Origin of the sequence: Neobacillus sp. C211 (assembly GCF_051842875.1) — a bacterium.
Taxonomy (GTDB): domain Bacteria; phylum Bacillota; class Bacilli; order Bacillales; family Cytobacillaceae; genus Neobacillus.
The window spans coordinates 75,667-92,925 of the sequence record NZ_JBPXRO010000015.1; the positions used below are offsets into that span (position 1 = coordinate 75,667).

11 protein-coding genes and 1 pseudogene are annotated in these 17,259 nt (G+C 38.4%); 1 reads left to right on the top strand and 11 read right to left on the bottom strand.

The window, feature by feature from the left end:
• Positions 1 to 31: 31 nt before the first annotated feature.
• The 9 genes and pseudogenes from ACSU6B_RS15605 to ACSU6B_RS15645 all read right to left on the bottom strand — a co-directional run bounded on the left by ACSU6B_RS15605 (position 32) and on the right by ACSU6B_RS15645 (position 13,187).
• Positions 32 to 1,012 (bottom strand): ABC transporter substrate-binding protein, encoded by a 981-nt coding sequence (locus tag ACSU6B_RS15605; protein WP_410886529.1) that lies wholly within the window; start codon positions 1,010 to 1,012, stop codon positions 32 to 34.
• Between the two features lie 748 nt (positions 1,013 to 1,760).
• Positions 1,761 to 3,179: an NAD-dependent succinate-semialdehyde dehydrogenase gene (locus ACSU6B_RS15610; protein WP_410886647.1), complete on the bottom strand. Its 1,419-nt coding sequence runs from the start codon at positions 3,177 to 3,179 to the stop codon at positions 1,761 to 1,763.
• Between the two features lie 40 nt (positions 3,180 to 3,219).
• On the bottom strand, positions 3,220 to 4,587 hold the full coding sequence (gene gabT, locus ACSU6B_RS15615; RefSeq protein WP_410886531.1) for a 4-aminobutyrate--2-oxoglutarate transaminase: 1,368 nt from the start codon (positions 4,585 to 4,587) through the stop codon (positions 3,220 to 3,222).
• Between the two features lie 44 nt (positions 4,588 to 4,631).
• Positions 4,632 to 6,005, bottom strand: a complete 1,374-nt coding sequence (locus tag ACSU6B_RS15620) for a putrescine aminotransferase (protein WP_410886533.1) — start codon at positions 6,003 to 6,005, stop codon at positions 4,632 to 4,634.
• Positions 6,006 to 6,107: 102 nt separating this feature from the next.
• Complete coding sequence (locus tag ACSU6B_RS15625) at positions 6,108 to 7,601, bottom strand: aldehyde dehydrogenase family protein (RefSeq protein WP_410886535.1); 1,494 nt, start codon at positions 7,599 to 7,601, stop codon at positions 6,108 to 6,110.
• A 192-nt stretch (positions 7,602 to 7,793) separates the two neighbouring features.
• A pseudogene (locus tag ACSU6B_RS15630) lies at positions 7,794 to 9,713 on the bottom strand (sigma 54-interacting transcriptional regulator); the annotation flags it as partial.
• Between the two features lie 329 nt (positions 9,714 to 10,042).
• A complete protein-coding gene (locus ACSU6B_RS15635; protein WP_410886537.1) occupies positions 10,043 to 10,291 on the bottom strand; it encodes a biotin/lipoyl-binding protein in 249 nt (82 codons plus the stop codon).
• A 31-nt stretch (positions 10,292 to 10,322) separates the two neighbouring features.
• A complete protein-coding gene (locus tag ACSU6B_RS15640) occupies positions 10,323 to 11,621 on the bottom strand; it encodes a Glu/Leu/Phe/Val family dehydrogenase (RefSeq protein WP_410886539.1) in 1,299 nt (432 codons plus the stop codon).
• Between the two features lie 219 nt (positions 11,622 to 11,840).
• A complete protein-coding gene (locus ACSU6B_RS15645) occupies positions 11,841 to 13,187 on the bottom strand; it encodes an APC family permease (protein ID WP_410886541.1) in 1,347 nt (448 codons plus the stop codon).
• Between the two features lie 362 nt (positions 13,188 to 13,549).
• Here ACSU6B_RS15645 and speB point away from each other — a divergent pair, with 362 nt between their 5' ends.
• Positions 13,550 to 14,521 (top strand): agmatinase, encoded by a 972-nt coding sequence (gene speB, locus ACSU6B_RS15650; RefSeq protein ID WP_410886543.1) that lies wholly within the window; start codon positions 13,550 to 13,552, stop codon positions 14,519 to 14,521.
• A gap of 177 nt (positions 14,522 to 14,698) precedes the next feature.
• Here speB and ACSU6B_RS15655 read toward each other — a convergent pair whose 3' ends face one another.
• Positions 14,699 to 15,598 carry a carbon-nitrogen hydrolase gene (locus tag ACSU6B_RS15655; RefSeq protein WP_410886545.1) on the bottom strand — a complete coding sequence of 300 codons (900 nt, stop codon included), beginning with the start codon at positions 15,596 to 15,598 and terminating at the stop codon, positions 14,699 to 14,701.
• Between the two features lie 31 nt (positions 15,599 to 15,629).
• Complete coding sequence (locus ACSU6B_RS15660; RefSeq protein ID WP_410886547.1) at positions 15,630 to 17,255, bottom strand: amidohydrolase; 1,626 nt, start codon at positions 17,253 to 17,255, stop codon at positions 15,630 to 15,632.
• Between the last annotated feature and the right edge of the window lie 4 nt (positions 17,256 to 17,259).

The window sequence follows — 17,259 nt, forward strand, 5'->3', positions numbered from 1 at the left end:
TTCCTTATCAGCCCTTTTGATTAGAGGAGGCTTACCACCCTTGGTAAGAATCTAATTTATCTTGAGTAACAAGTTTAACCGGAACTTTAATAAGATCTTCTACATCTTCACCATTTTTCACTTTCATTCCAATTTCAACAGCCTTTTTCACCATATCGCTTGGTGATTGCGCGGAAGTTGCCTTAATAGTACTTCCCTTTTTTGCCATCGCTTCTGTCACTTCAGGAGCACCATCTACACCCACAATGAAAAATTCATCTTTACGATCAGCTTGCTCTTGAGCAATTTCAACACCGATTGCTTCAGGGTCATTGATCGCAAATACGGCGTCAATAGAGCCTGATGGATTCGCTTGTAAAATACTTTCCATAACGGTTAATGCCTTTTCACGATTTCCTTCGCCGTTTTGCTTCGCTACTATTTTAATTTTAGAATCTTTAATAGCATCCTCAAACCCTTTAATACGGTCTGTTACTGCTGAAACAGGTGGTCCATCAATAATAGCAATGTTTCCTTTTCCACCTAATTGTTCAATGACATATTCTCCAGCTAGTTTACCAGCTTGATAGTTATCCGATGTAACAGTAGCATCGACACCACCATCAGCATTCGTATCTACAGCGATTACAGGAATACCAGCGTCTTTTGCCTGTTGAACAGCTGCTGCAATTCCTTTTGTATCAACAGCATTTAATAAAATAACATCTACTTTTTTTGTAATGAAGTTTTCAATTTGAGAAGTTTGTTTTGCGAGATCATATTCAGCACTTTCAACAAAAACATCTGCACCTAATTTTTTCCCTGCTTCTTCAACTCCTTTTGACATGGCAACAAAGAAAGGATTGGCCAAAGTACCCACAGTTAATCCAATTGTTAACTTTTTGTCACCTTTTTGCTCCTTGTTATCTTTCGTAGATTCACTTGATGATTCACTAGCACTAGTACACGCAGTCATCACAACCATTACAAACATTAAAACTAGTAATAATAGCATTTTTACATTTTTTCTCATTATGATCCCCCTAGTTTTTATAAACTTAAAGATTACTTAAAAAAAGTTAAATTTGTTATCGCTTTCAGTTTTAATTACATCACCTCCTTAAAAAAATTTTTAGGTTGTACAAATAGATCTATAAATCCTTTCTACTAGATTATTAGGTATAAACCCCTCTGTTACCGTTTTCATCTCTTTGAAAATAAAATCATTTCAATGATTATTTTTGAAGGTTTATTTGAACGTTATTGGTGATTTATGATTGTTTTTGAAAGTTTTAAGTTAATTCAGATTATATTATGGCTGTTTTTAATTGTCAATAATTCCATATTTCGACAAAAATATATTAATATAGCTAAATATGAACTATTCAAATAGAAGTTCTCACAGATCGTGGCATATATTTCAATGATGTTTGACAATCTTTTCTATAAAGAAAGGAACATACTTTTTATGCTTTTTTATTATATTGGTAAAATGCAACAAAAATAAAAAATGGTTACCCGCAAGGATTCGAAAAAAAACAATGCTATTTTACTTGAATTTCCATTGTAGAAATAAAGCGAATCTCCATTTTTCACTTTTGAGGTCATTTTAGAGCGAAACGTCAAAAAAACGCCCTCAAAAATGACTTTTGAAGGCGTTTTTTGCAATTTTGGTGATTTTTATCCTTTTTTGTGTAAGGCGTGGTTCCCAAAGGCCTGAACGTTTCATCGCTTTCGCGCAATGAATACTGCCAAACAGGGCGAGTTAAAAGCGAATGCTATTAATCCAAACCAATGGATATATATTTCACTTCTAAAAACTCTTCGATCCCGTAATGACCGCCTTCACGACCGAGGCCGCTTTCTTTATAGCCGCCGAATGGAACTTGAACAGCTGAAGGCAAAGCGTCATTAAGTCCAATAATTCCGTACTCAAGCTGCTCTGTGATTCTAAAGGAACGATTTAAGTTTTCTGTATAAACATACGCTGCCAACCCATAACAAGAATCGTTGGCCCGTTCAATGACTTCCTCTTCCGTTTTGAAGATCGAGATTGGAGCCAGTGGCCCAAAGATTTCATCCTTCATACATTCCATATCATCGTTAATATCAGTCAATATCGTAGGGGCATAGAAATAGCCGTTTTCTTCAGCAGGTTTGAGCCCGCTATAAGCGACCTTTCCACCCTTTTTCAGCGCATCAGTGACAAGCCCCTCTACTTTTTTATATGCAGCTTTATCGATTAAAGGACCGATATCCGTTCCCTCTTCCAATCCGTTGCCGACCTTAAGCTTTTCTAATTCTGCTTGGAAAAGTTTAATGAATTGGGCAGCTATTCCCTCCTGCACATAAACTCGATTGGTACAAATACAGGTTTGACCGGCGTTGCGGAATTTCGATTGAACAAGTCCTACAGCAGCTTTTGCTAAATTTGCATCATCCATAACGATAAATGGGGCATTCCCTCCAAGCTCAAGCGATACCTTTTTTACATTTTCAGCAGCACCACGCATCAGCGTTTTTCCAACCTCTGTCGAACCAGTAAAGGTAATTTTCGTCACACGCGGGTCCTTCAGCCATACTTCACCAATTTCTGACGATCTACCGGTAATCACGTTTAACACCCCGGAAGGAATCCCTGCTTCATGGGCAAGCTCCACCATTTTCAAAGCCGTAAGCGGGGTTTGGTTTGCTGGTTTCACCACAGCCGTACACCCTGCAGCAAGCGCTGGGGCTACTTTTCTAGTAATCATCGCTGCTGGGAAGTTCCACGGAGTAATCGCTGCAACCACACCAACTGGTTCTTTCCTAACTAATATTCTTTTATTAGGGTGAGAGGCTGGAATTGTTTCACCGTAAATCCGTTTGCCTTCTTCTGCATACCAAGAGATAAACCCATTCGCATACTGGACCTCTCCAAGAGCCTCATTTAATGGTTTTCCTTGCTCTATCGTCATGATCCTAGCAATTTCATGTTTGTTTTCTTCTATTAATTGGTACCATTTCATGAGGAGTTTATAGCGCTCCTCCGCGGTTTTTTTCGACCAGGTTTTGAAAGCCTTGTGGGCAGCATCGACAGCCTTCTTCGCTTCATAAGCACCACCCAGTGGCACAGCCCCGACAACTTCCTTTGTTGCCGGATTTATGATTTCAGTATAAACTTCATAATCATTTCCAACCCATTCTCCATTAAGATACATAGGATAGATTTGAAATTTTTGCCCTACTTTATCCATTTCATTACCTCCCACCAGATATGACATAATCATTCACCAAAACTGCTTCAAACGCTTCTTCAAGAATTTGCAATCCTTCTTCAAGCTGATCGTCCGTTATCGTTAACGGCATCAGAATGCGAATGACGTTACCATAAAGCCCGGCACTAAGTAACATAAGCCCCCGTTCAGCTGCAGCTTTTACAATTTTCCCAACCGTCTCCTTATCAGGAGTTTTCGATTGTCCGTCCTTAACAATTTCCATCGCGCACATCGCACCTAAGCCTCGAACATCTCCAACGCATTCGAAGCGTCCCGCTAAAAACTGCATTTTTTCAATTACCCTGTCTCCCAATATTCTTGCTCGATCATTGAGATTTTCACTCTCAATGATATCTAAAACAGTCAACGCTGCACGGCAGCCGAGCGGACTTCCTGAATAGGTTCCACCAATTTCTCCAGGGTCAACGGCATCCATAATTTCCGCCCTGCCAATCACACCACTGATTGGCACACCCGCTCCCATAGATTTCGAAATCGTAATTAAATCAGGAATGACATCAAAATGTTCAATCGCAAAATACTTTCCAGTTCGGGCAAATCCCGTTTGAATTTCATCGGCAATAAACAAAATTCCATGCTGACTGCAAATTTCTCTTACTCGTTGAACAAAGGCGGTGTCAGGCACTATAAATCCACCTTCCCCTTGAACTGGTTCCATCACGACAGCTGCTATCGTCTCTGGAGCCACTTCAGCTAGTAAAAACTGCTCAAATTGCTCAATGATCATCGCACTATATTGCTGTTCGGTCATTCCTTCAGGGCGTCTGTATACATATGGATATGGAGCCTTATAGACCTCTGGTGCAAATGGGCCGAAGCCGAACTTATATGGTTTTACTTTACTTGTCATTGTCATGGTCATTAACGTTCGGCCATGGAAGCCACGGGTAAATGAGACGATTCCTTGGCGTTTCGTATATTTCCTAGCAATTTTCACTGCATTTTCAACGGCTTCCGCACCACTGTTAAAAAAAGCAGCCTGTTTATCAAAATTTCCCGGAGCAAGCTTGCAAAGTCTTTCAGCTAAATTAATATATGATTCGTACATCATGACGTTAAAGCACGTGTGAATAAATTGACTTGCCTGCTCTTGAAGCGCCCTTACTACTCTTGGATGCGTATGCCCGACGTTTAAAGTACCAATCGCACCAGCAAAATCAATATACGAATTACCATCTACATCCTCGACAAGGGCTCCTGTTGCTTTTTTCACAAAGGAATGGCAATTATTGCTGATTCCTTTTGGTACATATTTATTTCTCCGCTCCAACAGATCCTTTGATACCGGCCCAGGTATCTCTGTTTGGAGCTTAATAAATTTCTTTTCCACTTTTCATGCTCCTCCCTAGTTTTGATTTATCTAAAAAATTAGCGTTATTTTTTCACTTGTGATAACACTTGTTTAAATGTACTAACCACTCTATCTACATCTTCATAACTAATTGTTAAAGCAGGCTCGATACGAATGGTCTTCGAGTTAATCAATGTTCCGGCAACAAGAATACCGTGATCAAACATCCCTTTTGAAACCTCATAACCGATTTCATCTTGATGGAATTCAATCCCAATCATCAGTCCTTGTCCTCGAATCTCAAGAACCTTATCCTCTTGACCTTTAGCAGCCTCTTTTAACTCTTTAAGGAAGTATTCACCAACCTCTGCTGCCCGTTCTGGTAATTTTTCTTCAAGCAAGACTCCAATCGTTGCAATCGCCGCGGCACACGCAAGTGGATTGCCACCGAAGGTTGTTGTGTGCATAAACGGATTATCAAACCAACTCTTGAATACATTTTCTGTCGCCACAACAGCACCAGCAGGCATGACGCCGCCGCCAAATGCTTTTGCCAGACAGATAATATCTGGAACAACGTTATACAATTCAGCTGCGAACATTTTTCCAGTCCGGCCCATACCCGTTTGCACTTCATCAAATATCAACAAGGAACCGTATTGATCACAAAGCTCCCTAACTTCTTTTAAGTAGTTTTCTGGAGGAAGAATGATTCCACCTTCACCTTGAATCGGTTCAAGAATAACGGCAGCCACATCTTCTCCAACTGAAGAACATACCTCAAAAGTTTTTCTCATCATATCGATATCCCCGAATGGGACATGGCGGAAGCCTGGAATTAACGGAAGGAAAGGTTTACGGAACATTCCTTTTGCCGTTCCTGATAACGATCCTAAGCTTTTCCCGTGGAAAGCACGAGTTGTCGAAATAAAAGTCGTCCGCTCACTGTACATTTTAGCAAGCTTTAATGCAGCCTCAACACTTTCTGTTCCACTGTTTGTAAAAAAGGCATATTTCAAGTCGCCTGGGGTAATCTCACCTAAAATTTTAGCCAGCATAGCTCGAAGCGGATCAAGTAAATCTTGACTATGAAGGGCCTGACGTTTCAATTGATCGGTAACTGCCTTTACTACTTTTGGATTTCGGTGTCCGACATTATAAATACCAAAGCCACCAAGACAATCAATATATTCCTTGCCATTTACATCCTTAAAGCATGATCCATTATCTGACCATTCCACCGAAGCAAATTGACCGTCCTTTGTTACCGTTTTACGATAAGCCAGAAACCCAGGATTTACGTTCTCGCGGAAGCCCTCGACCGTTTCCTTTGTAATCCAAGCAGCTTCTTCTTGATTTATTTCCTCTTTTTCTATTAAACTTAAAACTTTATTAATGTATTCACTTACATTTTGATCCTGCTTATTCTTCAATTCTTGTTTTAAATCGATACTCATGATTTTGTTCCTCCTGAAAAAGTAAATTTTGAAATTTAATAATTGTCGAGCGCAAGCAGCCCTTCGGCTAGAGTACTTCGTTAAACCGGCGCTTACGCTTTTCTATTTTGAAAACCAGCCTATTGGCTCTACCTGTAAGTTGATATTAATTTGTTTAATTTCCTGGAATTCCTCAAGACCAAACGTTCCAAGGCTGCGACCAATTCCACTTTGCTTATAGCCACCCCATGGTGCTTCATTATAAGTAGGATGATAGGAATTAATCCAAGTAATCCCGGCACGAAGCTTTTTAATGACCCGAAGACCTTTTGCACCATCATTGGTAAACACACCACCTGCAAGCCCATAAACAGTATTATTTGCAAGCTTTATAGCTTCGCTTTCATCCTTGAACTTCTGAATGACAACGACTGGGCCAAATATTTCTTCTTGAACAATTCTCATGTCTTGTTTCACATCGACGAATACCGTTGGTTCAACAAAGTAACCATTTTCTAGTCCATCTTTAACTATTCGATTTCCACCGCATGCAAGCGTTGCGCCTTCCTGCTTACCAATTTCAATGTAAGAGAGAACCTTTGCAAGATGCTCCGCACTTACAAGCGGGCCCATCTCGGATGTAGGATCATTTCCGGGGCCTACTTGAATTTTCTTGGCCCTTTCGACAAAACGTTCCACAAATTGATCATATATCTTTTCTTCGACTAGGATTCTTGAACCTGAGGAACAGACCTGACCTGCGCCAGCATAGATTCCAAATAAAGCATAATCAACCGCGGTTTCAAAATCAGCATCGGCAAAAATGATATTTGGTGATTTCCCGCCTAACTCCAGAGAAACCTTTTTCATTGTGTCAGCCGCAGTCTTCATGATATGCTTCCCAGTTTTCGTCCCACCTGTAAAAGAAACCATGTCTACTTCAGGGTGGGAGGCGATTTCATTTCCTACAACGGAACCCGCTCCCATAACCATATTGGCTACTCCTTTTGGCAAGCCCACTTCCTCAAAGATTTCAAATAGCCTTTTCGGAGTAATTGGTGTAACCTCAGACGGTTTATAAACAACCGTATTGCCGGCTGCTAAAGCGGGTGCGAGCTTCCATACACTCATTAATAGCGGATAATTCCAAGGAACAATCAGACCACAAACTCCAACTGGCTCACGGACAACCATGGCTTGCATCGGGTCTGCAACATGATAGGTCTGGCCATCAGGCTGTGTAATCATCCCCGCATAATAGCGGAAGCATACGGCTGCATCACCCACATCATACCCCGCTTCTCGTAAGGTTTTTCCGTTATCCATTGTTTCAAGCTGAGTCAATTCATCAGCATACTCATCAATTTTGTCTGCTATTTTTAATAAATAGGAAGCTCTTTCCTGTGCTGAAATGCCTGACCAGACACCCTCTTCGAAAGCTCTACGGGCAGCATAGATGGCCGTGCGAGCATCTGCAACTGTTCCTTCAGGTGCATAGGAAATGACTTCTTTATTTGCGGGATTAATTACCGGACGCGTTTCTTTATTTTCAGAATCTCTCCACTCTCCATCAATATACATCTTAAGGTTTGTAACAAGTTTTTTTATCTCGACCATTTACTTATTCCTCCTTTATATCCACTTACTATCTAATATTGCAAGAAGTGTGCCAAGTTTTAAAAATTGCTAACTCACTAGTTTCCCTTCATCTTTTTAATAAAGTTATTCATTTTTGCATAACTTTATTAATCTGTGCATAATTGAAAAAAGCTGTTTCAGATCGAGGCGATCCAAAACAGCTTTTTATGATTAAAAGGTAGACAAGTTTTCGATTTTAATATTTTTCTCACTTAATATTTTCTGATATTTTCTACTCACTGAGGATTGACTAATTCCTAAAGCTTTTGCTGCCTTTGTGGTTGTTTTGTATTGACTCATCGCCAGTACTATCAATTGTTCCTCCACATGATCGATGGCCTCCTGTAAAGGAATAACCCTTGTAATAACCGGCTTCATTTTTTTATTTTCATAGCCTAATGATAAAAATTGACTGACAAATTCGGCGTCAATAGCCGGATGGTCGGCAGTAACAACTAATCTTTCAATAATATTTTGTAATTCCCTGACGTTACCCGGCCATGAGTAGTATTCAAGTACATTGACCGCATCGGGCGTTAAATGATAATTTCGGTCGTATTTTTCATTCAACTTCTGTAGGAAATGAAATGCCAGTAGCGAAATATCCTCTGTCCGTTCCCTTAACGGAGGAATGTGAATAGGAATAACATTTAAGCGATAAAATAAATCCTCACGGAAGGTCCCTTCTTCAACCATTTTTTCCAACCTTTTATTCGTGGCCGCGATGATCTGGACATTTACCTTGATTGGGGTTGTGCTTCCTATCGGAATGACTTCCTGCTCTTGAAGGATTCTGAGCAGTTTTACCTGCAGATGCATTGGCATTTCGCCGATTTCGTCTAGAAACAAAATTCCTTCATCAGCCTGTTTAAAGTATCCTTCTTTACCATTCCTATCTGCACCGGTAAAAGCGCCTTTTGCATATCCAAACAGTTCACTCTCTAGTAAATTTTCAGGAATTGCCCCACAATTTAATTTTAAAAACGGCTTTTCGGATCGTTTTCCTAATTGGTGAATCGCTTGAGCAATCACTTCTTTTCCTACTCCAGATTCTCCATGTAGAAGAACTGTGGAGGAAAAATCAGCAATTTTTTTTGCCTGGTTGATAATTTTTTCCATCTTCGGACTACAGTAGATAAGCTTTTTCAAAAAACGATCCTTGCTTTTAAAATTATCTAATTCTTTCTTATATTGCTCCGATATTTTTCTGATTTCTTGCAGTTCGCTTTTCAATCTAGTTGTTTCGGTAATATCCCGTGATGCAATGATAATTCGGTCCAATTCATTTTGTTCATTATAGACTGGATTACCAACCGCAAGAATTTTTCTTCCGGTTTTTGTTTCTTGGACAACGGATACTTTTTTTCCTTTTTCTATAACAAGTCTTGTTACAGAAGGGGTAAAAAGGCCCTGTTCCTCAAGTTCAAGAATATTTTTTCCAATGAGCTCCTTTAAATCAACCTTCCAGAAATCCTGAATAATATTTTCACTAAACCTAATTAATTCCCCTTTTGCATTCACAACGAGAATTTCATCATAAATACTAGACAAGATTGCATGTAAATCCATATTTAAGTCTTTAATATATTCAATTTCCATTGCCATTTCTTCAACCATTGGCAAATCTTATGCAACGATGATGATTCCTTCCACTTCATTATCATAGTTCAAAATAGGGCTATAATCGACGAGAACCCCCATTTCGTTCGTTATTTCAAGATGATTAAGAAGCGTCTTTCCGGTTGCAAACACATTATTAATATGAGAACTACTAAATATATTTTCTGCTGGAAAATTCATTACCTGCTCAGCAGTGGATCTAATCATTTTCAATCCGGATTCATTGCAATTAATTATTCGTTTTTCCTTATCCAAGACAAAAATCCCCATCGGGATCGAGGTGAGAATGATTTTAAGCAAATCTACACTTTTACTTTCCTGTTTAAAAAGCTCTGCCAGAACATCTTCTCTTTGAATATAGCCTGATGGTTTGCCATCTTCACCCCTTATGATTGCAAAAGGTTCACCAATAATTTGGAATAAAACGGGTAGGGAGATATGCTGGTTGAGATAACAGATACTTTCTATTGATTGGGCATGTTCAAGCAAGAATTCAATCGAAAAATTTTGTTTTTCTAATCTTTCTAGAAAATGATTATTTAAAGCCACAAAGGCAAATAATTTATCGTGTTTTTTTAAAATAAAAAGGGTTCTTTTAGATTGTTTAGGGTTAATCGTAAAACTTCCTCTTTTTCATCCACTGTGACTGAAGTAATCGGCTTAATTTTTTCTTTTGCGACGGAAAACATAGTTTAATCCCCCTTAAATCCTATCACCTTATACTACTGTATTTTAAGAATCTTTTAAATAAAAAAAATCCTTAAAAAAGAAGATGTACGTTCCATCTTCTTTTCTAAGGTCTAGTCACTGCCAGTAACAAATAGGTCTTCCTTAATATATGCAAGGACCATCCCAGGAATAACGTAATCCCCTTCTTGTACTTCAAGTGATTCTACTTCTCCACTCAAACCCATTTGTATCTTTTCAAGATTGCCTTCTTCCGTTTTAATCTGAAATAATGTTTCCCACTCATAAATTCTTGTATCACTTTTAATCGAAACCTTTTCAACCTTCCCGTAAACAGGACTAAGAACCACTCCAAAATACATGAATATTTCCCTCCCTTTTCGTTTTAAGGGCTTAATATTTCAACCATCCTCTTAACCTTGAGGCTTCCGCTAATTTTTGAATCCCTTCAATATAAGCAGCAATTTTCATATTCACACCATACCTTTTGGATGTGTTATAAACATTTAAAAAGCTAGCAGTAATTTTTTCCTTGAGTCGAGTATCAACGATTTCTTCGGTCCAATAATAACCTTGATTGTTTTGACACCATTCAAAGTAAGAGACAATAACACCGCCTGAATTCGCTAGAATATCAGGGACAACAAGAATTTCCCTTTCATCCAAGATTGTTAGTGCGTCTTTTGTAGTTGGTCCATTGGCCGCCTCGATAATAATGTTACAGTTGATCCTGGCTGCATTTTGTTTATTGATGACTCCAGAAATTGCGGCAGGAATGAGGATATCACATTCCTTTTCTAATAATTCCTGGTTCGAAAGAGAGCTATTAAACTGATTGGATATGATCCCAAAGGAGTCCCTTCTATTTAGGAGGTAAGGAATTTCTAAGCCATTTTCGTCATACAAACCGCCAAGCACGTCACCAATTCCGATTACTTTTGCCCCTAGTTCATATAAATACTGGGCAAGGTAGCTTCCGACATTCCCAAATCCTTGAATAATCACGCGGGTATCTTTTAAGGACATTTTCTTTAATTCGCAAATCATTTGAAGCGTATACAAAACACCCTTAGATGTGGCGGTTTCCCTTCCTTTCGATCCCCCAAGAGCAAGTGGTTTACCTGTTATAAAGCCTGGGGAATCGAATTCTCGAATATGGTCGTATTCATCGAGCATCCAGGCCATTATTTGCGAGTTGGTATACATATCGGGTGCGGGGATATCCTTTGTCGGTCCAACAATCTGACTAACCGCTCTTACGTAGCCCCTGCTCAATCTTTCTAATTCATCTAAGCTCATTTTACGAGGATCACAGACAATGCCGCCTTTGGCCCCGCCATATGGAAGTTCTGTAATTCCGCACTTTAAACTCATCCAACCCGCCAAGGCCTTTACTTCTTCAGGTGTGACATCCGGATGGAATCGTATTCCACCTTTTGTCGGCCCTGACGCATCATTATGCTGAGCCCGGTAGCCTTGGAAAATCTCTGTTTTTCCGTTATCCATTCGAACCGGGATACTTACTTCTAAAAATCTCATCGGCTTCTTTAGAAATTCAAATACTTGGGGTGGGTAGTTAAGGATGTTTACTGCTTCTCTTAAAGTTTCCTGAAACTCAATAAGGGAATTATCTTCTTCCTTTTCATTTAACTTTCCCTTTGTATTCTTTATATCTAGAGATTCGACTGCCATTAATAACACCTCATTTTTTATTGTTACTAAGGTTATAAGCAAGTTTCGTGCCAACTTCCTAAAACCTGCTCCCAGTATCTTCATTCAAGTTAATTGAGCAAAAGAGTATGGGTTTTATGAAAAAATGACTGGAATTATTCAATTTTGCATAATTTTAAAAAAGATAAAAAAAATGCATCCTACAGTGAATGTAGAATGCATTTTTCACTTATATATCTTTTAAATTTCTGATCCTTCCGCCACAAATTGAGGAGGTGCCGCTCGAAAGGCCTTTGTTAGATAGGCTAAGTAAACAAATCCAACCGCAAACCATGCGACCCCCATGAGGATGGAACTAGCCTCAAGATTGATCCACAGGATACCAATCGAAGCGGCTCCCAGTAATGGCATAATCACGTAATTAAAAAATCCCTTAGGAGTCCGGTACATTTTTTGACGGACGGCAAAATGACTAATAACGGAAAGATTTACAAACGTAAATGCCATTAATGCGCCAAAATTAATTAGTGAGGTAGCTGTCACTAAATCAAAGAACCAAGCGGATAAAGAGATGACACCGACGATTGCTACATTAATCGTAGGGGTTCTCCATTTTGGATGGACATATCCAAACCACTTCTCGGGAAATACTTTGTCACGCCCCATTACATACAATAGGCGCGAAACACTTGCATGTGAGGCAAGCCCGGAGGCTAGCGTATTCACAAAGGTTGTACATAGGAAAATCGATTGGAACAGCTTTCCCCCGACATATAGAGCAATTTCTGGAAGAGCAGCGTCGGGTTCCTTGAACCTTGATATATCTGGAAAAAATGATTGAATAAAAAACGATGTTGTGATAAAAATAATCCCGCCCCATAAAGCTGTAAGCATTATCGCTTTTGGAATCGTCTTTTCTGGATTGGGTGTTTCTTCAGCTAGAGTCGTAACCGCATCAAAACCGAGGAAGGAAAAACAGAGAATCGTTGCACCTGTAATGAGAATTGGCATGTTCATCCCTTCAATAAAAAACGGTTGTAAACTGAAAACTGTACCTGTTCCCTCACCTGCATTTAACCCTTTTATAACAAGGATAATAAAAACGATCATGATGAGAATTTGAATAAGAACAAATAATGTATTAAAATTTGCCAGAACATTTACGCTTCGCAGGTTTAAGAAGGTAACAACTCCTACAAACACTAACACCCAAATAAAATCCGGAACAGACGGAAATAAAGCATTCAGGTAAAGTTTTGTTAACAAAGCATTTACCATTGGCAAAAATAAATAATCAAGTAGCGAAGACCAACCAACCAGAAAACCGAGATGCCTGTTCATTGCTTTTTGAGTATAGGTATAGGCTGAGCCTGCCTGAGGAAAAACCTTTACTAGCTTCCCGTAGCTAACAGCAGTGAATAGCATCCCAATCAATGCAACAATATAGGCAGTTGGGACATGACCTTTCGTTATACCAGAAACAATTCCAAATGTGTCAAATACCACCATTGGTGTCATGTACGCTAACCCCATGATAACAATTTGCCACAGCTTTAACGATCTTTTCAGCATTACGCCATTTTCCACATATCATACCTCCCCTTTATTTTAAACCGCGTTCATTACAAGATAACCCCTTTTTCTTCTTAAAATTTTTTACTCCCCCTTACTTTTTTGAAAATTCAGTATGTATACTTGCATTTTTTGTGCCAAACTATATCACTTTTATTAATTTACTGTTTTGTTAAACTACCATTAAAGGAAAGGGATAATTTAGAGGATTTAGAAACTTTGGAATTATTCGTCCGCGCATACATTATTCCAAATTAAATAGAATTTGTCATTATAAGAAAAGTATACTTTCATATCTACTAACAAAGTTCCCACAAATTCATCTGGCACAAAACTTGCATTATTATTTTTGAAAATAAAAATTGGGGGAATAATAAATGCAATATCCATTATCACCAGATGTTAAACCAGAATTTTGTACTACCGGAACCTTTATGAGGTTACCATCTCATCGAGAAGATGCTAAACTGGCCATCGTCGGGGTGCCATTTGATACAGCAGCCTCCTTCCGTGTCGGGGCCCGGTTTGCACCACAAGCCATTCGTCAGGCTTCTATGACGCTTTTCCCTTATCATCCGACACACAAGGTTTATCCATTTGAGGATTGTAATGCTATTGATATTGGTGATGTATCCGTCATTCCGCATAATATCCATCGAAGCTACGAAGTAATTGAAAAAGCTATGATGGAATTGATGAAGAAGGGAATTATCCCCATTGGACTTGGAGGAGATCATTCCGTAACATTAGCCCATCTTCGTGCTGCTGCTAAAATACACGGTCCTGTAGCCTTAATCCATTTTGATTCCCATACAGATACATGGGATACGTATTATGAAGAAAAATATTGGCATGGTTCGCCATTCATTCGTGCATACGAAGAAAATCTACTCATTCCAGATAAAGTTTTTCAGATTGGAATTCGCGGAACACTTAATCATCCAGGTGACATTGATGCAAGCACGGAATTGGGATACCATGTGATTACAACACCGGAATTAAAAGAACGCGGTATGGAAAGTGTTATTAAGGAAATAAAGGAAAAAATCGGTGATACTCCATGTTTCCTAACCTTTGATATCGATTTCGTTGACCCATCATGCGCACCTGGAACAGGAACACTTGAGGTCGGTGGCTTAAATAGCTTTGAAACCTTACAAATCATCCGCTCTTTAACAGACTTTAACTTTGTCGGCTTTGATTTGGTCGAGGTTTTACCTTCCTATGATCCAACTCAAATTACGTCCTTACTTGCTGCTACGATCATACATGACTTTGCCAGCCTTGTAGCACTTAAAATTCATAAGGATTCATTAATCAACATTTCTGACTTAAATAGTTCCTTATAAAAGACAAAAAGCAGCGAATTCCAATTTTTTCAGGAATTCACTGCTTTTTTGTATAAATAATTACTGAAAAGGTTAAGGAGATTGGGGAAATTCCAATCTCTCTTTTATTGCTTATCGTATTTTCAATTTACACTGTGTTGTTATCTGTTGTTTGATGTACTAAAGCCCCCTTTCGCCTTAGTCAAGTTTAAATTTGTTTGTTCCCTTTTTTGAAGGGGATGGGGTTGGAAGTATTTCTTTTTGTAATATAGGGTGGTATGTGTCGACACGACGGTCTCTAAAGAATTGTAGAATTTTTCTAGTCTCTTCTATTTCTTTTAAATCAATCTCTTGTACAATAATTCCTTCTTCATCATCAAGTGAAGCTAAAATATTTCCTAATGTATCACTAATGAATGAACCGCCGTAAAAATTCATATCCTTTTCCTGGCCTACTCGATTTGTCGCAGCAACAAATACACCATTAGAAATACCATGAGAAGAAATTGCCTTTTCCCATGATGATCTTGTTGATATCTCAGGATGATCTGGCTCTGAACCGATAGCAGAAGGATAGAATAATATCTCTGCACCTTGTAAGCACAAAATTCGGGCAACTTCTGGAAACCACTCGTCCCAACAAATCCCTACTCCTATTTTTCCATAAGCAGTTTCATAGACAGGATACCCAGTATTGCCTGGAACGAAATAATATTTTTCATGATACTGCGGACCATCAGGAATATGATTTTTTCTTGTAATGCCTAAACATTCTCCATCAGCATCAAATACCGCTGCACTGTTAAAATAAATACCAGCACCTGCTCTTTCGTAAAAAGGAACAATCAAGACAATTCCTAATTCCTTTGCTAATTCACCCATATCGGCTAATGTACCGCTATCTACATCTTCTGCTAAATCATAATTTCCCACATTAACCGTTTGTGGAAAATACTGCGAAGAGAATAATTCCTGTAAACAAACGATTTGTGCCCCTTTATTTACCGTTTCTTTAATTTTCTCTTTCGTTTTTTGAATATTTTCCTCAATATGTTCTCCACAATGAATTTGAATAAGACCAACTTTTACTTTTGACATTACTTCTACCTTCCTTTTTTATATTTTTATCTTATACGGTCGGAACGACCTGGTTTTCATATACAACCTTTCCATCCATAATCGTCATTTTTACTTCAGTTTCAAGAATTTCCTCTGTTGATATGCTGAATAAGTTTTTATTTAATACTACGATATCCGCTATCTTTCCTGCTTCTAATGTACCTAATTCTTTTTCTCTAAAAGACCCAAATGCCGGTGTAGCTGTGTAGAATTTTAATGCTTGTGCTAATGTAACACCTTCTGACTTTTGCCACGCTTTTCCGTTTAAATCTTTTCTCGTAATTGATTGATAGATACCCATCATAGGGTTTAGAGGTACTACCGGAAAATCTGTACCAAAGGCAGTTTTAGCACCAGTATCTACTATTGTTTTGATAGGATAATAGAGTGGTTGTTGTTTTTCACTAATTCTAGCTGTATATGCCTCACTTTCCATTAATTCAATATGTTTGGGTTGAAAGGAAGCGATTACACCTAAATCCTTAAAGCGATGGACATCGTCTGGATGCAATACCTCCACATGTTCAATGACATGTCTAGCATCTCTTTCTCCATTTACGTTTCTTGCTTCTTCAAATGCATCCAATGCTAAGCGGACAGCACCGTTACCAATAGCATGGAAACGAATTTGAAATTTTTCCTTATCTGCCTTTTTTACTAATTGTTTAATTGTATCAGATGGATAAGTGGTTCCACCTTTTGTTTCTGGACGGTCTTTGTAATGATCCAATAAAAAAGCAGTATGACTTGTCACAACACCATCTATAAATTGTTTTAATCCAGAAAAGGTAAGCTTGTCTGACTGATAATTTATTTGTAATTCCTTTGCTATAGCTAAATCCATTTTTAACTCTGGCGAAAAGTGAATTCTAGTTGTAAGTAGCCCTTCTCGATCAAATTCCTTAAAAATTTCAAGATCATCTAATTGGTTTGGTGCAATTTTAGCCCCATATAAATCATTAACGGATGTGATTCCCAATTTTTTTGTTTCATTTAGAAAACCTTGGAATAGTTTTACACGTTTTTCTTTCGGTAATTTGTATGCATGTTCTGTTGCATGCCCAATTGCATGTTCAAATAGAAGGCCTGTTAGTTCACCATTTTCATCTTTTCCAATTTCTCCATATTCAGGATCTGGAGTATCTTTCGTTAATTGAATCAATTCTATTGCTTTACTATTGATCCATGCGTAATGCACTTCTGCATTGAATAATAAAACAGGACGATCAGAAATATACTTATCTAATGTTGTTCTACGTGGCAGCGCTTTCTTTTTCCAATTGGTATGATCCCAACCAACACCAAATATCCACTCATCATTCGGTCTCGTTTCTGCAAATTTAGCTACTATTTCAGCTACATCTTCTTCTGAAGTAGCATCAAATAATTTGGCACTATCCTTTTGTAAAATGCTCCCCATCATTATGTGCATATGAAAATCATGAAATCCCGGAATAATTAGTTCCTCTTCCATGTCAAACACTTTTGTTTGGTCCCCAATGATTGACAATAATTCTTCTTTAGGGCCGATCTCAATGATTTTATTATCTTTAATAGCGATAGTTGCTTTTATTGGCTCATCTTGCAGCCCAGTAAAAACATGTTGACTAGAAAGAATGATGTCTGCTTTTACCATTTTT

Coding starts and splice junctions, on each gene's coding strand:
- ACSU6B_RS15605 (WP_410886529.1), bottom strand. CDS start 1,012: ATGAGAAAAAATGTAAAAATGCTATTATTACTAGTTTTAATGTTTGTA.
- ACSU6B_RS15610 (WP_410886647.1), bottom strand. CDS start 3,179: ATGTATCTTAATGGAGAATGGGTTGGAAATGATTATGAAGTTTATACT.
- ACSU6B_RS15620 (WP_410886533.1), bottom strand. CDS start 6,005: ATGAGTATCGATTTAAAACAAGAATTGAAGAATAAGCAGGATCAAAAT.
- ACSU6B_RS15625 (WP_410886535.1), bottom strand. CDS start 7,601: ATGGTCGAGATAAAAAAACTTGTTACAAACCTTAAGATGTATATTGAT.
- ACSU6B_RS15635 (WP_410886537.1), bottom strand. CDS start 10,291: ATGTATTTTGGAGTGGTTCTTAGTCCTGTTTACGGGAAGGTTGAAAAG.
- ACSU6B_RS15640 (WP_410886539.1), bottom strand. CDS start 11,621: ATGGCAGTCGAATCTCTAGATATAAAGAATACAAAGGGAAAGTTAAAT.
- speB (WP_410886543.1), top strand. CDS start 13,550: ATGCAATATCCATTATCACCAGATGTTAAACCAGAATTTTGTACTACC.
- ACSU6B_RS15655 (WP_410886545.1), bottom strand. CDS start 15,598: ATGTCAAAAGTAAAAGTTGGTCTTATTCAAATTCATTGTGGAGAACAT.
- ACSU6B_RS15660 (WP_410886547.1), bottom strand. CDS start 17,255: ATGGTAAAAGCAGACATCATTCTTTCTAGTCAACATGTTTTTACTGGG.